Origin of the sequence: Pseudomonas sp. DSV-1 (genome assembly GCF_035830915.1) — a bacterium.
Classification (GTDB): domain Bacteria; phylum Pseudomonadota; class Gammaproteobacteria; order Pseudomonadales; family Pseudomonadaceae; genus Aquipseudomonas.
This window is the reverse complement of record NZ_JAYMYG010000002.1, coordinates 115,354-135,322: the sequence shown is the minus strand read 5'-3', so window position 1 is coordinate 135,322 and position 19,969 is coordinate 115,354. Positions and strand designations below refer to the sequence as shown.

Annotated in this window: 17 protein-coding genes; 3 read left to right on the top strand and 14 right to left on the bottom strand. The window is 47.9% G+C overall.

Translation table 11 applies throughout. The features are described 5' to 3' along the window. Positions 1 to 44: 44 nt before the first annotated feature. The 3 genes from VSQ83_RS25080 to VSQ83_RS25070 all read right to left on the bottom strand — a co-directional run bounded on the left by VSQ83_RS25080 (position 45) and on the right by VSQ83_RS25070 (position 3,804). The gene (locus VSQ83_RS25080) at positions 45 to 1,469 is read right to left on the bottom strand and encodes a hypothetical protein (protein ID WP_169873043.1); all 1,425 of its coding nucleotides are present in this window, start codon (positions 1,467 to 1,469) and stop codon (positions 45 to 47) included. 9 nt (positions 1,470 to 1,478) lie between these two features. Then, complete coding sequence (locus VSQ83_RS25075; protein WP_169873042.1) at positions 1,479 to 2,984, bottom strand: YqaJ viral recombinase family protein; 1,506 nt, start codon at positions 2,982 to 2,984, stop codon at positions 1,479 to 1,481. A gap of 220 nt (positions 2,985 to 3,204) precedes the next feature. Further along, positions 3,205 to 3,804, bottom strand: a complete 600-nt coding sequence (locus VSQ83_RS25070) for a hypothetical protein (protein WP_169873041.1) — start codon at positions 3,802 to 3,804, stop codon at positions 3,205 to 3,207. Positions 3,805 to 3,896: 92 nt separating this feature from the next. Here VSQ83_RS25070 and VSQ83_RS25065 point away from each other — a divergent pair, with 92 nt between their 5' ends. Next, positions 3,897 to 4,589: a hypothetical protein gene (locus tag VSQ83_RS25065; RefSeq protein WP_169873040.1), complete on the top strand. Its 693-nt coding sequence runs from the start codon at positions 3,897 to 3,899 to the stop codon at positions 4,587 to 4,589. A gap of 3 nt (positions 4,590 to 4,592) precedes the next feature. After that, positions 4,593 to 5,417, top strand: coding sequence for a hypothetical protein (locus VSQ83_RS25060; RefSeq protein ID WP_169873039.1), 825 nt, complete (start codon positions 4,593 to 4,595; stop codon positions 5,415 to 5,417). Positions 5,418 to 5,420: 3 nt separating this feature from the next. Here the strand turns inward: VSQ83_RS25060 and VSQ83_RS25055 are convergent, their stop codons facing one another. After that, a complete protein-coding gene (locus VSQ83_RS25055) occupies positions 5,421 to 5,705 on the bottom strand; it encodes a hypothetical protein (protein ID WP_326427838.1) in 285 nt (94 codons plus the stop codon). Between the two features lie 110 nt (positions 5,706 to 5,815). Here VSQ83_RS25055 and VSQ83_RS25050 point away from each other — a divergent pair. Continuing rightward, a protein-coding gene (locus VSQ83_RS25050; RefSeq protein ID WP_094991569.1) for an IS3 family transposase occupies positions 5,816 to 6,978 on the top strand; the annotation gives its coding sequence in 2 pieces (ribosomal slippage) (positions 5,816 to 6,071 and positions 6,071 to 6,978; 1,164 coding nt in all). Positions 6,979 to 7,302: 324 nt separating this feature from the next. Here the strand turns inward: VSQ83_RS25050 and VSQ83_RS25045 are convergent. From VSQ83_RS25045 to VSQ83_RS25000, 10 genes are all read right to left on the bottom strand, one after another. Further along, positions 7,303 to 10,257, bottom strand: a complete 2,955-nt coding sequence (locus VSQ83_RS25045; protein WP_326427836.1) for a hypothetical protein — start codon at positions 10,255 to 10,257, stop codon at positions 7,303 to 7,305. Positions 10,258 to 10,400: 143 nt separating this feature from the next. After that, entirely contained in the window at positions 10,401 to 12,470 is a 2,070-nt protein-coding gene (locus tag VSQ83_RS25040) for an ATP-dependent helicase (RefSeq protein WP_169873035.1), read from the bottom strand. Further along, the gene (locus VSQ83_RS25035; protein ID WP_169873034.1) at positions 12,445 to 13,785 is read right to left on the bottom strand and encodes a hypothetical protein; all 1,341 of its coding nucleotides are present in this window, start codon (positions 13,783 to 13,785) and stop codon (positions 12,445 to 12,447) included. The genes VSQ83_RS25040 and VSQ83_RS25035 overlap by 26 nt, the downstream gene beginning before the upstream one ends. A gap of 2 nt (positions 13,786 to 13,787) precedes the next feature. Continuing rightward, a complete protein-coding gene (locus tag VSQ83_RS25030) occupies positions 13,788 to 14,480 on the bottom strand; it encodes a hypothetical protein (protein WP_169873033.1) in 693 nt (230 codons plus the stop codon). 12 nt (positions 14,481 to 14,492) lie between these two features. Further along, a complete protein-coding gene (locus VSQ83_RS25025) occupies positions 14,493 to 14,873 on the bottom strand; it encodes a hypothetical protein (protein ID WP_169873032.1) in 381 nt (126 codons plus the stop codon). Between the two features lie 20 nt (positions 14,874 to 14,893). Further along, positions 14,894 to 15,415: a hypothetical protein gene (locus VSQ83_RS25020; protein WP_169873031.1), complete on the bottom strand. Its 522-nt coding sequence runs from the start codon at positions 15,413 to 15,415 to the stop codon at positions 14,894 to 14,896. Positions 15,416 to 15,428: 13 nt separating this feature from the next. After that, positions 15,429 to 16,748 (bottom strand): hypothetical protein, encoded by a 1,320-nt coding sequence (locus tag VSQ83_RS25015; protein WP_169873030.1) that lies wholly within the window; start codon positions 16,746 to 16,748, stop codon positions 15,429 to 15,431. 13 nt (positions 16,749 to 16,761) lie between these two features. Next, a complete protein-coding gene (locus VSQ83_RS25010) occupies positions 16,762 to 18,051 on the bottom strand; it encodes a DotG/IcmE/VirB10 family protein (RefSeq protein WP_326427834.1) in 1,290 nt (429 codons plus the stop codon). Then, positions 18,051 to 19,061, bottom strand: coding sequence for a DotH/IcmK family type IV secretion protein (locus VSQ83_RS25005; RefSeq protein ID WP_169873028.1), 1,011 nt, complete (start codon positions 19,059 to 19,061; stop codon positions 18,051 to 18,053). The genes VSQ83_RS25010 and VSQ83_RS25005 overlap by 1 nt, the downstream gene beginning before the upstream one ends. A gap of 2 nt (positions 19,062 to 19,063) precedes the next feature. Continuing rightward, on the bottom strand, positions 19,064 to 19,801 hold the full coding sequence (locus VSQ83_RS25000; RefSeq protein WP_169873027.1) for a DotI/IcmL family type IV secretion protein: 738 nt from the start codon (positions 19,799 to 19,801) through the stop codon (positions 19,064 to 19,066). Between the last annotated feature and the right edge of the window lie 168 nt (positions 19,802 to 19,969).

Sequence of the window (19,969 nt, the reverse complement as noted above, 5' to 3'; positions counted from 1 at the left end):
AGGGGCAATGCCGCTCGGCTAGATAACATTGAGAGTGAATGGGCTTAGCCCATGCGGGGTGCATGGCGCTGGGCAGAAAGCGCTTCAGCTTGCTTAAGCAAATCGTCAACGTCGTCAAATTCATCAAGACCGCTGCCTAATTGCTCGATGATTTGCACATCCATATCCAGCCCCTCCAAGTCATATTCGGCTGGGTTGAATTCTTGGCTCGCGTTTTCTGGGGCACTTTTTACGACTGCTGCTTGTTGAGATTTCTCGGCAATCAACGGTTGTTGCGGTGCTTTCTCCTCAGGGAAATCGTTCAACTCAAGCGCTTTCTCACGGGACATCGCCGGACTTTGAGAGGCTTGCGAGCTTGGCGCGGCTATGGCTTGGTCAGGCGCAGCATTTGGCACACCAGCAGCTAAGTTTTTACGGGCCTCGATGCGCTCGATTTCGTTGGAGAAAAGAGGGACCTTCGCGGAGGCCTTGCCCCCTGGAACAGGGACAGTATCAACAACAGCGAATTTGTTGGTGCGCGTCATTTTTACATGAAGAAACGTCTCGCGATGACCTGCAAATGAACCTCCTCCATCCTTTTGGATTTCATAGGCTTGCGGAACGCTGTAGTACTCGCGGGAGATTTTTTCGTTGGATGTGACTTTGTCGCGACCGACATTGATGACTAAACCCGGCACCACAGCGATGTCTACTTTCTGCAGTTCTTGGATGGGCGTTCCTGCGCCTATCAGGTTCTTCATCACCGTATTTAATGTGATCACACCCTGGGTTTTTTCAATACGCTCTAGCAATTCTTTATCTGTTGGGAAGCGGACACCCTTCTGCTTATCGTTGGGGTCAACAAACATCGCTCCGACGCCAAAAACCTTGAAGCTTTGGTCTGCAAAGCGAACCGTTACCATGGGGGTCAGGCCGCGATTAGCACCATTACCCCAGATTGGCTTACCTACCATGTCGTGGGTAATACCAGATGACTCCTCGGCATCCCACTGCTTGAGGTGGTGCAAGATTGATGCTGACAGACCTGTTTGTACTTCAGAACCATTCAAAATGGTGCCAGAGCTTTTTGGGTCGTATGCAATAACTTGAGCACCCACCATGTTTGATCCCGGCGTAGTTCTCACTGGAAGCGGTTGCATTACAGCATTCAAGCAAAAGCTGTTCTGATCATAAGTGTGAAAGTACTTCGCCTTAAACACCGGGGCACCGGGATGCTGTGGGCTGCGCTCCACCTTGTCTGCACGCATAAGGTCGCCTGCCTTTGGCACGGCTTGGCCAGCAGATGACTTAACCGCAATTACTGCAACACGCTCATTGGTATCCATACGAACCCCAACGACCTTGAACACATCATGGTTGGTTGGCGAGTGAACCGGGTCATGCTGAACCTGGATCATGAAGACCTTCGGGTCTGAAGCTTTTTGTTCCTTTTTCAGCGTCTCTTTAAATAGCGCATTGATGTCTACCATTTATTACTCCTAACGCAAGCCGGGTTGGGCTCTCATGGGGAAGTGGGATTCTTGCTCTTCGATGTTTACGGACGCTTGGAAGGCGTCCGCTAATGCCAAACTGAGATGCCCCGTCTCAATCTCAATTGGCATATTGGTTTCAACGGAAGGATCGTCGTCCCTAAAGTCCGACTCCTCTCCCTGATTGGAAATTAAGCTTTCGTCAATCCATGCGCCAAAGTGCTCAGCAGCACGCTCTTCGTAGTGCTGAGAGACCGCTTTATCGTCTTTTTTTGTGGAGATGCGGACGGCGATACCTGGCTTACGCAGCTTGGCCATGTCCACCCCCTGCTCTTTCAGGTATGCCTCTGCCTTTTCAGCATCAAGCCCTGCCTCATAAAGCTCTTTGTTGTCCAGTTGTCCGCCCAGTCGCTGAATTTCTTCCAGTAGTGCACTGACAGAATACGTGCGGGACTCGGACTGCAGCTCCTCCTCTGTCGCCCCGCGTAGCAGCGCTTCGTTGACGACCAGCTTCGAATCCAAACCATTTGGTTTTACGCCGACCACTGACAGCGGTAGAGATTTCCCCTCAAAATCGACATCTTCAAGTAGCTCAGCCATGCCGGAACTGGCTTGGCTGGCAATACTCGTGAGATAGGAGATCCCCGACTTAGCCATCACATACTGCTGCTGGTATCGCGCAAGGTTCAGCTCAACATCACCTTTCAATTCGAGTTTGCCGTACTGACCTGGAGTTGGAACCACCCCCTTCATGACAAAGTCATTCCAACAGTCTTTTCCTGCTGCAAGCAGCTCAGCCTGTAGGTTTGTTTTCAGTTCAACGGGTAGCAAAACAATCCGGCAACCTGGGAGGTCAACGCGAGATATAGAGTCGACCAGCTCTGCAAAGCGTTGAGGCTCGATCTGGGCCACATTCTTGGTGAGATGCTCAGCGAGCTGAGGAGGTATGTCGAGTTTTGCCAGAATCAGACCGTCAATTCGGATACCAGCGAATTTTGCGAGGGTTGCGTAATGATGCAGCTGAACCTCGTAGTCCAACTCGATTGAGTCAGAAAAGGTATTTGGGACCTTGTAATCAACAACAAACCGTTTGCCGTTCAAAATGACAATATCGTCAGGGTTACCGACCATGAACTCATAGCCCGGTAATTTTTTGGCAACCGACAACGCATTCATGGCCGCTAGATCGACCGAGCCAAATGATTTCTTCAGAAATACCTGACGTGCAAGGTCTTCAAGGGCGTTGCCCCTGCGCATGTGAAACGTTTCAAAGGAAGGCAAGCGTTTCATCAGCTTGCCTTCCACCACGTCTTTTATGGTGCTGAACCCTGAAGACGTTTCACCACGATAGAAACTGATTAGCGCGCCCATTTCTGAGCCGCCGATACCATGTAACCTTTTAGCGTGCCATGTGGCTCGGGGCCCGTGATACCGAGTGATGCCATCCACCCACCGATTAGCATCTGCCTGCGCAATAACAGGCAACTGAGGCAGGGCTTCAAGTATCTGTCTCATATAATATTATTAAACCTTGCTAAACGGCTCAAAAAAAAGGGCGCTTCCGCCACCATCTCCCATCGTGATGGTAGGCGCAAGGCCCTGCTGCGTCAATTATTTGGAGCCGCCAGTCGATAGCCTAACGGTTGCTCCCGTTGCTGGCCGTAAGCCCGGTGCAGAGGCCAAAGATTAATAAAATGGGGGGGGTGGGTGCAGTTAGTTACTGATCTGTTCAGTTTTATATTGCTTCACAGGTGATGTCGATGCCACTAAGCAGTTGCCCGCAAGTAACACCGTCGATAGCGCTTAGATTGAATAGCGTTGCTACCTGAAAGTCACCAGCTTCTTTCGTATTAATCGTGTAGGCGATAACACTCAAGTGTTTAAATTTTTCCATCAATATTACCTCGTCCATGAAGTTTGCAAATCGTGTTCCGCTCCTTTTAAAGTCTTCGTGACCTTCAGGGAGGTTGCGTTCCCAAACTGACTCAACAGCATCAGTCACTTCTTTTTTCGCTCTAGACATAGCCAAGAAACCGGTATGTTCAATACCTCGCTCTGGGTCATCCGGAGCAAACCCTGCTTTATTCCTTAACCAATTTCCAATATCCACTGGCACTTGGACAATAGCTGGGGTTAAATCATGTTTAGGCGCTTCTTTGAGGAGGTATGCCTCGCCTGGATTCCTATGACCGTATAAAAATGTCATTCCACTTGATGGAAATTTGACGCTGGGAAATCGACTTTCTATACCCTCCAAAGCAAGCGTTGGCATTATCGGCCTACGATCCTTGCCTGCCTGATACCACAGAACCGTGGTCAGATTGATTTTTGACATACCTACTCCACTAGACACACGGTAAAACCGGGCTTACTAAACGCAATGTACATCTATACTATACCTATTTCCACCGATTCAGGAATTGCGACGTGCGTAAGAAAACACTCAAATCCAGCGTCACTGAGGAGAACGGAGACCTTTCTCAACCAGTCATGCTGCGAGGGAGTAACCTTGACCAATTCGCTAGCACCCAGCAATTAGGTCTCATCGAACGAGCTACTGCTTTTGGCATGAATACGGCAGCGATGTACGGCCTTAAAAACGCTGATTTGCCGCTGAAAGCACCACTGGCCATTTTGCTGCGTCTGTATGCCGCATACCCAGAACATCTTCCTAAAATGTGGACGCCGTCTTTTACTGAGTTCATCTTGCTTGTACAGAAAGCTGAGCCGGGATTCAAAGAGTACTCTGCAGGGCCTCTATTAGGCATCGACAAGAATTCAATATATCGAATCCGAAATGAAGGATTTGATGTTTGTAAAGAGTCTACAAAGATTCTAGTTACTTTGATCTATAAATTACTGAAGGAAAACTTATCCAACTGGTCAGTTATTAAGGACACAGTGCAAGTTGAAGCTGAGTCACGCGGGTTAGACCCTGAACTAATCTGGAAGAAAGGGAAATGGAAAAGCTCATCGACGGAAGATGAAGAGTCAGAAGCTAAGACCACACCGACCAAAGTAACCAGTCCCCGAAAAAGCATGAAAACTGCGCAAGAGACTCCGGTTAAAGGTCAGGCGATTAACAAGAAAATTGTATGGACGGACTCAAAACGGAGTTAGATCATGACTGAAGGTGAAGGTATATGCTTTGCGTCTGATGCCCTTTCAGACCTGGTTGAATCCCTAAACCGCTGCAAAAGAGAAGCGCTGCGCCCTGGCTCGATAGGTCGTAGCGCTTTTTTCAGCTCAACAGGCATCCAAATTTTTGGCGATTCGTCAGAGCTTCTCATCAAGGCTCTATCAGACTGGGATGTGATGGAGAGCGCCGAGCACGGCAATGTGCCTCGCTACCCGGCTCTTATCGAGGCAGACGCAGGGTTGCTATCCGCAATTGATGACTTGAACTCCAGTAAGCTGGCGTTCAAAGCCGCTGCGACAAGCATTGAAGCGGCCACTGATAAGGACCGCCAACGCAAGTTGAGAGAAGTTTTTAAAAAACTACATCTGGGTCGTGCGCATTCACTGCAGTGTTGGCGGGAAGTCAGGGTTTTCCGCTGCCCGAGCCTACAAACTGTCGGTTTCACCACATCGACCAAATCATTCAGCAGCAAAGCAATGACCCGAGTTCAAGCCATCAGAGAGCTTGAGAAAAGAGATGCTGATCGCGAAATACGAGCAATTGAGCGAACAGCCTATCAGTCGGTACGGTGGGTCAACCCAGTGTCGCCATATATTCGGGTCAATCTGTCATACCGAGCGGAAAATAGAAATCTCATCAACGCTACCTTCCACGCTAGCTTACCCATCATCATTGAGAAAGGGGCATGGCCAGCAAAGCTGAATTTCAACCAACCTAAGGAAACACCACAGGACCGAAAAGGCGGCGCTCAAGCGGGAGAGGTAGTACAGCTCCTATTTAGAAAAGACGCTTACCTGGCACTCAGCTAAGTCTCAGCCCATGCGCATCGAGAACGACTTTTCTTCTTTGTATTCAGCGAGAGACCGGAGTATATCGCGGGGGCTGGGCATCAGATCCTGAATATCATTTGCCCGACAATCGTAGACGGGACGGTCCTTTGTGATAAAAGACCAGTCTTGGGATTCGACAAGAATATCAGCTGGAGAATCTCGACCGTTCAGGCGTAAAGCGGAGACCTGTCTCGGCCCGCATAGCAGAAATGCATCGAAGCTATCGATCATCTCTTGAATAGTTTTATCGGTACTTTCAGGTTGCATAATTTACCACGCCATTATCTAGTTCTACACCGCGAATGGGGTTAACTGTAGTGGTCTAATGAAACCGGACACCCATTTAGGCGAGAATGCTCGCCAGATCGAGGTGTCAGATGACCAAACAACGCCGCTCCTTTACTCCTGAATTCAAGCGCGAGGCTGCCGACCTTGTGCTCAAGCAAAACTACAGCTACATCGAAGCCAGCCGTTCACTCGGCATTGGTGAGTCGGCATTGCGCCGCTGGGTTGACCAGATTCAGAAAGAACATAAAGGCGTCACCCCGCAGAACAAAGCACTGACTCCTGAACAGCAAAAAATTCAGGAGCTGGAAGCTCGGATTGCTCGGCTTGAGCGAGAGAAATCAATATTAAAAAAGGCTACCGCGCTCTTGATGTCGGAAGATCACGAGCGTTCGCGCTGATTGACCAGTTGAGCGCACATGAGCCGGTTGATTGGCTGTGCAAGGTGTTTGACGTCACTCGCTCGTGTTACTACGCCCAGCGCCTGCGGCGCCGCTCACCCGCTGTTGAACGGCTTCGATTGCGTAGGCGTGTCAGTGAGCTGTTCTCACAAAGTCGCAGTGCTGCGGGCAGTCGCAGCATTTTGTCGCTGATGCGTGAAGACGGTGAGCAGATCGGTCGATTCAAAGTGCGCAGCTTGATGCGCGAGCTTGATTTAGTCAGCAAACAACCCGGCTCCCATGCCTACAAACGAGCAACAGTAGAAAGACTGGATATCCCGAACACATTGAACCGCGAGTTCGACGTGCCAGCGCCCAATCAAGTCTGGTGCGGCGATATCACCTACATTTGGGCGCAAGGAAAGTGGCATTACCTGGCTGTCGTCCTGGATCTTTGTACGCGTCGGATCGTGGGCTGGGCGCTGTCGGAAAAGCCAGACGCTGAGCTGGTGATCAAAGCGCTAGATATGGCTTACGAGCAGCGTGGCAGGCCTTCGGATCTGCTATTCCACTCGGACCAGGGATCGCAATATGCAAGCCGACTCTTTCGCCAGCGGTTGTGGCGATACCGCATGCGCCAGAGCATGAGTCGACGAGGAAACTGCTGGGATAACGCACCGATGGAGCGCGTATTTCGCAGCTTGAAAACAGAATGGATACCGACCGTGGGCTATCGAACTGCGCAGGAAGCACAGCGCGATATCAGCCATTTTTTGATGCATCGCTACAATTGGATTAGGCCTCATCAATTCAACGATGGGTTGGCTCCAGCGCGGGCCGAGGAAAAACTTAAAGTCGTGTCCGGGATAAGTTGACCACTACAAACCACCCCCAGACTACGCAGTCCATCGATTACCATTACGACCTTCCCTGCCTCTAAGAGTTCCGTGATCGTAGGTGGTAGCGCTACTAAGCCCACCCACTCACACGGCGCACCTTCCTCATCAACCAGTTCAAGGATGAGGTCTCTGCGCCCCATTCTGGCGATCAAGTCGCAACGCCCGAGAGTTAGATCATCACCAATGTAGCCTGCCTGACCATTTAAAATAATGGTTGGTGCATTGTTGCCCCCAACGCCTACCAGATATTCACACAAAATCAAAGCACCGTCTCCTGTCAATTCTTAAGCCACGACGTTACTACTTACGAAGCAGCTCTATCGCTATTTGCTCTGTTGCTTCCTGCCGACTCAAATTTTTGCCAGCGGCACTTTCCATCTTTGCCTTAATCGCTGCTTCAGTATCAGGCACATGCTTCGCAAGTGTTGCCCGAGCCCATGATGCAGATTTTCCATCTCGGTAAAGGATACCACGAAGTGCACGCTCATCTGGCTCTGTTGCATATGCCCAACGCTTGATGCCGCCCATCTGGAAGTGTAACAACAGGTTCTGAACACCATCAGAAGTCTTGAACTGAGCAAACACCATGGCACCCTTGATCGCGGTTGGTCTCGTAATACCATATATAGCATCACGCTCGTCGTCATTTAGGGTGAGGATCGTTTGAACTCTGTTGGCAGTATCCATATCCTGGCTTACTCCAAAGATAAGAATTGTAGAAGCCAATCTCAGCAGATCTTGTGGGAGATGCTCAGGTATTTGTGTGCCTAGCAAGATGCCGACCTGGTACTTACGCCCCTCAAAGCCCATAGAGTCGATAATGCTCAAAGCTCCTGCAACCTTACCGAGACGGTGAACCTCATCAGCCCAGAACAGCTTATCTACCTGATCCTGTGTTTCTAGGTAGGTCAAGTGATATTTGACCATTACAGGGGATAGACCAAGTTGTTTTTGATTAGCAATAATCTCTGGGCCCGTAAATTTCATGTTGACAAAAAGGTCCTCCGTCAGCAATCGCATTGCCACTGAGAAATATACTGTTCGTTCCCAATCGTTGAACGAGGCCGTTCCACGCCCGAAAACAGTTGTCATATCGAATACACAGACCCTAGATTCTGAAATATCAATGTTTGTCATACCACGCAAGCATGGGAACAATGAATTTGCCGATGACAGGCTGTTAGCAATCGCAGATGTCAGGGGTTGCCCCTTGTACTTCATGTCACCGAAGCGCTGTGATAAGGAATCCACCACTAGTACCAAGTCACCGAAAACAGGTACAGCCGACCTTTGAGCAATTCGAGCAGCATATAAAATTGAGTTATCTTTGTGTTTCACACCGTAGTGTGCAAGAGCGTCAACAATATCCCAGTAGCACTCATCTGGTTTGATTTCATATTCAATTTTATCCAGAGCTGCAATCACAATTGGATTTGCAGCAAGGGGTTGAAACATTGCTGGTTGAGACTGCCGCTCGTTTGGATCTTTGGCACTGTAAGCCAAATCAATGACGACTTTGAGAACGTTCATTACGTTCGCAATACCCGCATCCTCCAACAATTCTTCACACATAATGCTGAGGAAGCTCAACAGGTGTTGCTTATGGTCCTCAAGTGGATACCTAAGACAAAGTCGCGTATCTAGTTGATTCTTGACTATGCTCCCATTGTTAGTAAATTCAATAAATTGGGCTTCATGTTTTCGATCAGCAGGCAGAGAGTCTCTAACCATGTCAATTACGCCCGAGGATGATGAACCGAAGTCTATTCCTCGAATGTATGGCATTTCCCTGGCCAAAGGGTGATTAGCAAAGTAAAAGATATGCTCGGAAATACAGTTTGATTTACCGTATCCCATCCCGCCAGTGATAAGAGTAATCATGGCGTTTTGCTTTTTGCTCATTGGTTGGTACGGCATTAGTACCCCATCAGGGGTCCTGAACCACATACTTAATCGTGGGTCCCAAAGACTAGCTGGACGCATAATAGGTAATTGCGAGATTATATCAAATTCGGTTTGAGGGGCTTTAGGACAGATTGGGGGAATAGCGTAGCCCGCAGTTGCTGACATGGTTGCTTCGATTGAACAACCGTACATAGTGTCAACTTGCTGTCCACCCCATTGCTGAAGAAGAGTTTCGACATCGCGAGCACGGGACTGCAATTCTTTGATGTTGTAACGTGGTTCCCCATCTTTGGCATAGGTCACATCGACTTTTGACCAAGTGGTTACCGCAAGCCCGTAGCCTAGCACCGAACCTCCAGATTCGGTGTACTCGGATAGCGCTTGATCTGCTTTTGAAATTTGGCGATTGCTTTGAGATGCAAATGAAAAGACAGAAGCAAACAGGCGATTCCAATAATTCGCCTGGCTAGAATTTGTTGTAAGACTGAAGGCCATACGTACAGGAAGGCGTCTGGTATAGCAAGTTTCTAGAAAGCTCTCCAAATGCGTTGGATTTGTTGCAAGCTCAGAAACATACATAGGTGCGTAAATCCTATCACCCATAACAGCGTACTTCCCAAGATCAACCGCATCCTCAAGCATTTGATGAGAAAGTTTTGGTGGTAACTTGAAAGTCCAATCATTTGGTTTCCCAGTCGCTGTTTGGGAATCCTTAAACGACTGCTTTACTTCTTCAGTTGCGCGTGTGCGTACATCCTTGGGCTTGAGCAAAGCCTTCCACCCTGGACCAGTCCCATCAGGAAGGAGTGAATAACGCATTTCTTTCAACGCAGTGTAGCTATCCAAACGCTCAAACGAGTAACGACTTTCATCACTACTCATAAACATTTTTATCTTATTTACTTGTTGTTCATGAAGAACTTCAAGTGCCCGTACACCTGCCTTTAGGGTCATTCCATTTCGACCCTTAGCAGACTGTCTAATATCGCGCAGGCGCTCTGCAAGGGCGGTAGACTGATCTGACTTAGGCAATGAATCTAGATGCGTCACGATCAGCAGGTACTGACGCTCGCGGGCGCAGATGGACCCGTATACCCCCGCCTCTTCTCTTAGAACGTCTTCAGAACTTAATCCTCGGCGTTTGCCCGCATCGATCATGGGTTGACGACTATCCATGATCTCGTCTTTCATTCCATCAGGATCGTACTCATAAAACCAAAAAAGGTCACTGCCACTCGAACTTTTAGCAGACGTAGAGTTACGAATCAATGTCATCCACTGAGAGCGCAAATTTTTGAATTGTTCGGGAAAATATTGTCCCATGTAACCATTCACTCGAATAACACTCATGAGTGATCCGTTATATAGCGCAAGCACCATATCGTCATGGGGACACGCTATGGGAAAATATTGTGTGTGATCAGCTTTAGTCCAACCCCGGACTCCATCGTAAAGCTCTTCGATACCGTCGAATAGGCGATCTACAATATTAGTCAATTTGTCATTCCCATAGCTTTAGTTATTGCTTGACGAACGTCGTTGTAGGAACCGGGTAAAAAATCTGGTTCGTTGGAGTTCGAAGAAGTAAGAATATTTGAACAAGAGTAACCCATTTCACTTAGGAAGCGAGATGGTGCATATATTTTATCGTCATCACTGCCTGGGAATGCATAATGAGCTGAGTGAAAAAACTCGCAGCTAACTTTTGCACGCGTAATGCCTACATAACCTAGGCGTCGTTCTTCCTCCATGTGCGAGTAACCAGCATCTTCATCACTCACATCACTTCTTGCATCGAGAGGCATCAACCCCTCACTCATGCCGACAATCAGGACATAGGGATATTCCAAGCCCTTGGACCTATGTATGGTGCTCAAGGTTACCTGGTCAGAGCTGCCTTCAGTTTGACCCGCATCTCGCAAAGCAATCTCAACGGCAATATCGCGCCACGAGAGTGTTTCCCCGGATTCTTTTCGCTCACGAAGTTCATCTTCAATATTGTGAGCGAGCATCTTGATGTACTGCTCTTTTTTCTCACGAATTTGCTCGTCTTTTTCTCGATCCAGTATTGCCATTGGCCCGTTAACGGCCCAATCAACAAATTCCAAAGCGGAATGACATAGCAAAGCTTCCGACTGAAGGTCGCTCATGAATGTCCGCAGCGTTGAAAGGCCACGTTTCGGTACGTTATCCAGCGATTCTGGGAGTTCATATAGCGTTGCGCCTGGCGTATTCGCTAGCCAGTCACATACTGCATAGCAGGATGCTTCGCCAAAACTGTCGATGTATGGCGTAAGAGATTTTAACGCATATGTATCTTGGGGATTCCGCGCCAATCTAACCGCATTCGTGATTGCGGAAACCTCAGAACGATCAAACAAACTCATCCCGCCCACCACGTGATAGGAGATGCGCTCTCTTCTAAGGGCAGGTTCGAGCAAGCCCGCCATTCTATTCGTGCGATATAGAATGGCAATGTCTTTGGCAGGAACGCCGGATTCAATAAGCCTCGAAATCCCCTCTGCAATTTCGCGGACCATCTGCCAATGATCGGGATAAGAGTTCAAGGTTAGCTCTTCTCCTTCTTCTCCGTTTGAAAACGGAGTCTTATCTAGACGGCCTTCATTGTGTTTGATGAGATCGTGCGCCGTATTAACAATGGCTTTTGTAGATCTATAGTTTTGCTCTAGTCTAAGAGTGGTAGCATCAAAGTCGTGTTGGAATCTAGTGAGGTTTTTCACCTCAGCACCACGCCAACCATATATTGACTGGTCATCGTCGCCCACGCATGAAACTGAACAGTATCCTTTGGCGATTTTTGCTATCAAGCCGTATTGGATACGGTTTGTGTCCTGGTACTCATCCACAATTAACGCGCCTAATTCTTTTCTCACACTTTGGAGAAAATCAATATCACGAGTAACGCGCAAAAGCGGTAGGAAAATCAAATCATCAAAGTCGAGACAGTTTGTAACTTGTTTTTGGTTTTCATACCCAGTAAGGGTATTCCAAGCCAGTTCAGTTTCCATATCAGTTAATTTATGGCTGGATTGTAGTGCCTCACAAAGCACGCCCTTATTTTTGCTTTGATTCCTTACGTCGTAACCACTTTGCCGCTTTAGGCTCCAAGTGTTGAGCCAGTTCATCGGGTTAAGCCGTTTTTTATCAGTTGGATCGATTTTCTTAGGCAGACCTAACTCGTGTGCTAGAGCCCTTAGGGACCTTTTCACATCAGTTTCACTAAGCAAGCTGAACTCAGGTGCTAAGCCAAAACCTTGAGGGTCTGACTTGATAAGTTTCATTCCATAACTATGAAATGTGTCTATAAGCACATTATGAGGAATGATCCCATTCACGCGCTGAACGCGGGCCTTCATTTCTTTGGCTGCTTTGTTGCTGAACGTCAGCATCTGTAAATTCAGACCATCAGGTTGCAGCTTAGCCATTTTGATTGCTTTCTGAGCAATTACTGCAGTCTTGCCAGATCCTGCCCCTGCAATAACCAAGCACGACTGATCAGATGGAAGATCAACTATTTCACTTTGTTGTGGATTTAGCTGCATGCTGAGCAAGCTCCATCTCTTTGAGGCAACCCTGGTCGACCTGAATGTTTTTAACAAACTCAAGGGACGATATAAGCCGCTGCTGAACGCAAAGAGCGGACATGTTGTTCATTGGGTATGGCGTCAACCCTTCCAAACTGGCGGGGTATAGCAAACCGCTTTCGAGAGCTGCCTGCGGTATTAACATGCGTACGGATTTCGGACAGACCACACCGATACGTCCATTGCCGTAGGTGGTTATCTCCATTCCGGCTTTGTGCAGGGTGAGCGCCGTCTTCAGGCACCGCATACGGTCTTCAGCTTGAAGCCACGCGGTAGACAGCGTTTTGGATATTGCAAAATTACCGCTGTTTTTTCGAAGTGTTCCAACCCAGAGATTTTCCGCTGCGAGGCCGTAAGCATAAGAAATCGCTGAGCGTTTGGTATTGAATATGCGTAGGCCGGTGTTTTGCCATGAGTCGGCCACCGCTACATCTAACACTTCGACCTCACCAAAACTGCTGAGGAATGCTAATTCTGGTAATGCACACCACTCTCTGAAATTGCGCGCATCGTATGACTGCCCTCTCGCGGTCACCGAGTTAACTCCAAGCGCTCCTGCGCCGTAGTTCATCAACTTACCGACACGCTCTTCGATCTTGTGTAGTCGAATACGAGCAAAAAGTGGTTTTTTGGCATCGAAGGCCCAGTTCACCAGTGTGGCAGGTGATCGACCTAGATCAGGTAAATTGTGCTTGGCTATTTCCTTGAGCCCACCATGTGGTACTGGCAACTTAAGCATTTCATCTGCCCATGGCACCCTAGGAAACCAATAGCTAAAGACCTCAGCTTTTTCGTACCGCCGATTGCGCTCGCAAGCGGTGAATCTTTGACAAGATTGTTCTGCCACATGATGCAATATGCTGTTCTTTGGACCCTCTGCACTTCCATACAGCTGGCCTACTGCCTGGGCCATGCCGAATGCCGGGTACTGTGTAAGTCCAAGTTGCTTTTTTAACAATTCAGCAGCACACCCCAAAACCTCGGCAAGGATGACTACTTGTTGTTCAATCGATACAGTCTGGAGCCCTAGCTCTTGAACCATTTGGCTCAACCTGGTCCGGAAGTAACTATCACTCGCAATATGCGGGGTGCGGTTCAGTCCTGCCTGAAACAGATCGTCAGAGCTTGCGTTTGTAATCCAAAGCGTTTGGGAGGGAAGGTCTGTGGTAGCCGAAAAAGAGAATGGCTTGCCGCGATGTTCACATGCAATGTTGTCATCTCGGCTGAACGGAGATGCATTTCGAAAAAGCACAATTCCAATTTTCAGAGCCATCCCTAAACCTCGTCAAAAAAGTTATTCGCTTTTTCAAGCGGTAAATAAGTCGCCTGGAACCAATATTTAGCCTGACTAACCCAAAAGCTTGAATTTGGCCAAAAACGAACGCCACTCATTATTTCATCACGCGCCGAGTGAAACTCATTAGGTAGTAGCGCCAATGCCCGAGAAAAGTCCGAATCGCAGTCTTCTTTATATAATGGAATGTTACTTGCTAGATGGGCTCTGCGCCCTCGGAACGAGATGTCCGCGTGATTCAATGCCTCTGCAAGCGGGTGTGCCACATCCAAGCAATGCGTGCTAACGGCTATGTAGGAAGCAATCAGAGATAACTTACTCTGCTCAATTTCTGGCAGCCATATCAAACTCCCAGCCAACGGCGTCAGCTCTCCTTTTAATGCTGGATGCTCAACTACTGACCAATTGACTGCTAGCGCTGAAGCACAAAGAGGACACATACATTTAGCGTCTTTTAGTTGTAGTGCAGCAAGACCTGGGTGTTGTATATCAATAGGCACCATGTAGCCATGCGGTATTTTCTTACTAGTACGGCTAACAAACCCGCAGGAGTAGCATTTGAATCCAGCTTTATCAAGAACTTGCATGCCAACTTTCTGTAATCTTTCGTTGGCGAACCAAAATCCTTGAATTACTTTTCCAGCCAAATCGGGGTTGTCAACCGTACCAATCATTGAAGTTATTCCTTAGTAAGAAACACCAAGCTCATCGAAGCTGTTCGAGGCGTTGCCTGCACCTGAGGTCAACGAACCCGATGCGGCCAAAATGATGATAGGAATAACAACTGCTGCTGCACCCCCGCAAATCGAATATAACTGCCAAGTAAGCGGCTGCTGTTGTTTTTTGGTAGTGATGGAAGAAATTACTCCCCATGCAGCGAAAACGACCCCCGTCGCTGCAAAAAGCAAAAGAATGATAGGAAGCATGATCTTCGCTTCATCTTTCCAGCCCAGCCCAAAGTCCGAAATCATAGGACCTGCTGCAAACGCAACACCTGAGGCACTGAGAAGTGCAATTGTTGCTACTGCCATTACAGCGCGTGTAGCAATATTATTTTTCTGTTTCATAGGTAAAGCTCCTTCGATAGTTAACTAAAAAAACCCAAGCCTGTAGATGCCTGAATTGCTAAGGCTATATGAACTGTACAAACCAATGCCGAGCCTGCGAATATTCGGGCCATGATACTTCCCATCAAATCACCGCGTGATTCAATTGAAACCGTGCCTAGTTTAGAAGCCATCAAATAAGCGCGGCCCAGTGTCACATATCCTGTTAAAACCAAGATCCCGATTGCAGCCATGATGGCGGGATCGTATGACCCTCCTCCGCTATATTCTGAAATACCCATGGGGTCTGAGTTAGCCCACAGGGTACCGCTCCAAGCCTTTGTCCATAGAGCTAGATCTACCATCGATGAACCCGCAATCAGTTTCCAAGCGATATGGGCACCTGGAGTTACGAGTCCACTATCACGCTTGCCAAGTTTTATAATAGCGAAAACACCGTTCGCGGAAATCCAGATACCCATGACTGCAAAAATCATCAGGATTGTGTCCAGTATTACTGGATACTCGCCACTCAAATTTGTAAAGATAGTCGTGAAATCCACTGTTTATACCTTTTCAGCGAGCGATTAAACCGCTTGTGGTGCATACAGTTCGCGAGTTCGGATCAAAGCTTTTTACTCGGCCAAAGCCTGGAACCTCTGCATCTTCACGAAGCATTAATGCTTTGCCGTCATCGCGACGAACGTACGCGCCAGTTGCTGTTACACCTTTGACCTTCCAAATTTGGGATACTGTTCTTGCGCCACACTGAACAGCCTGATTACCTTCGTTAACCTTGACCTGTGGTTTAGCTTGGGCTTGAACCTTTGTTTGTGTCGCAACCAAATCATTTTTCTGAGGCGATTTTACTTCTACACGCTTGGCTGGTGTTTGAACTTTAGGATAGTCAGATTTAATTGCGCCACCAACAAGCACAAGTTTCCCACTCGATGGGGGGTTTTTCGCTGTCTCAAGTTTCATAGCTTTCATTGCAGCAGCCACTGCGGTTTTGGATATATCATTGAATCGCGCTTCGGTACTTTTCGAAAGCTCATTCATACTCAATGTCAATTGATTGAGCTTACCTTCAACCAAATCTGTTTTGGTTGAAGAGGCAGCGATTTGAGTTTTCAGAGCTGTGATTTCGCCACTGATGTTCCTGAGCGTTTCTAATACAGTAGTCATTTCTTTACCGCTGTTAGCGATTGCAACTGAAATTGCTGCAAACTTCTCATCGGTTCCTGCGCTTACTTCTGCTGGAGCGGCTTTACTGCCTGCTTTGTCATTGAGTGAATTACGCTCTGAGGCCTCAACAAGTGTGTCGTAGAACTTTTCATCTGGCTCCAGCTCGTTCCTGGGGATGATAGGCTGCACAGGTACACCGCCAGACTCAATCAAATGCTCATTGCTATTTGACTCACGAGTTTCTACGTTGGATGAGCTGTCGTCCCCAAATTGCAGTGGCTCAGTTGCCATGGTGTTCGCATGTGGCTGATCAATATGTTTGGACGCACCAAATGTTTCAATGCTGCTGACTCTTTCGATAGGCGTATGTGTCGGTTTCAGGACCTGTGAGGCTACCCAGCCCAGACCGCAAAGCATGATAAGAACTGCTCCACCGCCCAAAATATGCAACCGATACTTTGAGAAGAACGATGGCTTGGCAAGAGCCCCCTCGGGCTGAATCTCCTCGAATTCGTCTTCAGACTCATGCCCATGAGACTCGCCCGCCTCAGGTTCACGTGGCCCTCGAATATCGCGACGTATGACATCATCAGGTTCAGCGCGCAAGACCGAGTCGTCACGTATTTCAAGTGACTCGGTCAAGCCATCAGTTTGGAGGTCTTTTTCAGTGAAGCCATATTCTGTGTCGTTACTTTTTTGATCGTTAGACATGCCGAAATCCTAATTATTTATCGCCGCACACATCATCCATAAAGACGACGCCGACTAAGTCATTAACTTTAAGAGAAACTGTCAGGGGTCGATTAATACGATCCTGCATCACATCACCTATGGACTGACCAAGATCCCCTAGAGCCATTTTTAGTTCTCGGCTAGTATCTTTTGTGGTGTCCTGGACAACGTTGTCACCAACATAAATGGTTTTCGTATCGGCGTTTCGCTCCGAAGCTTTGCCGATTGCACTTAAAACGGTCCCGACACCCCACCATCCGTAGCGATACATTGTGTGATAGTTCACATCTCCGCTAACAGCGTTAAGAACGGTGTCCATGTCGAGCCCGATTGCATTAATCTTAACCGGATCATTTATGCCAACTAAACTGTTCAGCTGCATGCGCATCCATTCCTCTTTGCGCTCGAACTTACCAGTCATTCGATGTTTCCGCAGTGGGCCGTTCACCAGCTCAAGAATGACAGGCCCTCCAACATCACTATTCAAAGCCATCGTTGATCTAGCTACATACTGATGACCAGCCCTAATAAGAGGCTTTTCACACTTAGATGGCATCTCACCTGCTAGGGTGCCGTTGCTGTCATAGCGCTGACTCCCATTCGCCGCAGAACCATCATATTCTGCACTAGCATTTTGCTTTTTAGCAGGTTGCTGATATGTCCACGACACTGTCTGCAGTACAGGTACCTTTTCACCTTCAGCCGCAATCAATCGTTTAACCATATCTATTTGCTCCGAGGACGGAGGAGCAACTTGTTGCACTTGCTGACGAGTACCAGATTGTTGGTTCCCATTAGAGCCAAGACCGGGTTGCCCCTCTGGCTCTGTATTGCCAACCTTTGAGACCCTGTCGGGTCTCCCAAAGTCTCGCTGTCTTCCAAACTCGCCATTATCTTCAGTCACAACAATGGGATGTTCACTTGGGTTTATTTCTTGGAGCTTTGGCAGTTCTTCCTCGTTATAACGTGTGGCTTCTTCCTGCTGCATGTTAGTCGGACGCGTATTTTTCTGTGTTTTGATTGAGCCGCCGTTGGTCACACCCGCTCCACCTTGTAGTACTGGAGCTTTGACCGACATGTAGCTCCAAGCTGCCCCACCGATAACGATAGCCGCCACAACCCCAAGGAATATCAGCTTCCCTTTATTCGCTGGGTTGAAAATTCCTTTGACTGCACTAAATCCGCCAACCCGTGGAAGGTCAACATTATGCTTTGCTGAAATTCTGTCTCTTGGGTCTGCGTCGATGTGCCCCAAGTCCAACTCATTAATATCCTGGCTCATCAGTGTCCACTTCCATTAGCTACTTCTGCCATCACATCTGATTGAGCTATGCGCTTTACCTTCAGCGTCACAGTTTTACCTTCACCATTACTGGCCATAACTACTGTACTTGCAGGAAGTTTGTAGGCACGGTAACGGCCATTGGCATGGCTAGCTCCAACAACTTTAGGTGAAAAGACTGATAATGGCGTTTGCATATACATAACATTACCTTTAACCCATACCCGCCCTTCACCGCCCTCGACTACCATCGCGGTACTTCCAATGGGCCCAACTCCATACAGAGCGTTATTCAAATCAGAATCTGCTTTTGTTCCGACTACCACTTCATCAGATCGATTAATTTTCGCTAAATCCGTTTGAGGGCCGACTTCTGTGAGTTTAACGGTAGCTTCTTTGTGAAATACCCCTGACTTGCCCTCCAGCATGATTGTTACCGGAGTAGAGCGATTAACTAGGTACACGGTTAAGTTACCTGTAGCACCGTGCTTACTTGATGTCAGAGCAAACGATCCTGCTTGAGGATCGAGGGGATCTATTCCACCACTTCCACCTTTGCCAGATTCTCCTTCAGCAGTAGGAGTTGCATCTGAAATTCTTTCGACTTGTACCAAACCTTCAAGAAAGTTTACTACCTTACGTATTGGCCATGGATTACCGTAAGCATCAACAAAATTCACGCTTGTGCTCATATATCGCGCAATATTAATTGTCGGCGTTTTACTGGACGGTTCGCTTGTTATTTCGAACGTCTCTTCAATGTCTAGCAATGGCTCAGCAATATCGTCGAATGTCTCAAGCACAGGTACGCGTTGTGCTGCACTGTTTCTGATGATTTGCTTACGCACATTGATGATCGCCTCTGGACTCGCAGTCAAAATCGTATCTGCAATATCTGGGATACTGGCTGGAGGAAGCGGCTCACCTTGCTGGGATTCACTGCCAGCAGCATAAGCTGACTGGTTGAACAAAACAGAAACGATAGACACGGCTAGTACTAACTTTTTCATAATCAACGCCCTTGAGCTGATCGAGGAACTATTCGATACGATTCAACCCAAAGGCCGTCTTCTCGCAGTACAAGTGAAGTTCGACGAACCTTCATAGTCATCACTACATCCATCGTGCCCCGCTCCCGCCCATCAATATTCACTGTATATGGAACATCGACTATCCACTCGTAGTAGCCTTTCGAGTTAAGCTGATATGAGCGCATCACAGGAGTCATGCTTCTCGCGTACAAGTTTCCCTGTAATTCAGGAGTTAAGTACTTCAACAAACCTATTTTCTTCAGGCTGTCTGAGAAATTACTCCGGCTTTTATCTGAAAAACAGAAAGTGTTGTTGCTGAGCGAAGTATTCCAATCTACCCAAGAAAGTCGATATGCGCTTTCAACACATTTCTGGGACCAAGCCAAGATCTCTTTCTGCGAGTACATCGGATCATTCAACAACGGCAGTGGTCGAATTCGGCCATCAGTTGTTTCTGCTAATAACTTTGGCTCAGGTTGAAATTTGTACTGCACGAAATTACCTGAAATCGAGCAACCCAAGGCAATAAAAAGACCAAAAATGATTCGATTCTTTATTGTCTTTTCTGCACGCGCATCGAGGCCCGCCTGGATCATGGAGACTAAGCCATTGGCATCGAGAATTTCTTTTGCCGCCTCTGGCGTCAGTTTCTTGGGGTTCTGAGGCGCTTTTTTGCCCTTAGCGCTTTCAGATGCGGGGGGGGGATTTCCAGTAGACACGTCCGGCTCCATCGATGCCTGGCACCCTCTCGACGCCAGCTTTCGCGTATCCTAGCAGGAAACCATTACTCCGTGTAGTATCACTATACGATGTTAAATCGCTGATTACACCTCGCACCCTTCTGATTCAATTGTTCATCTTTCAACTTCAACCGCCATCAATGCTGG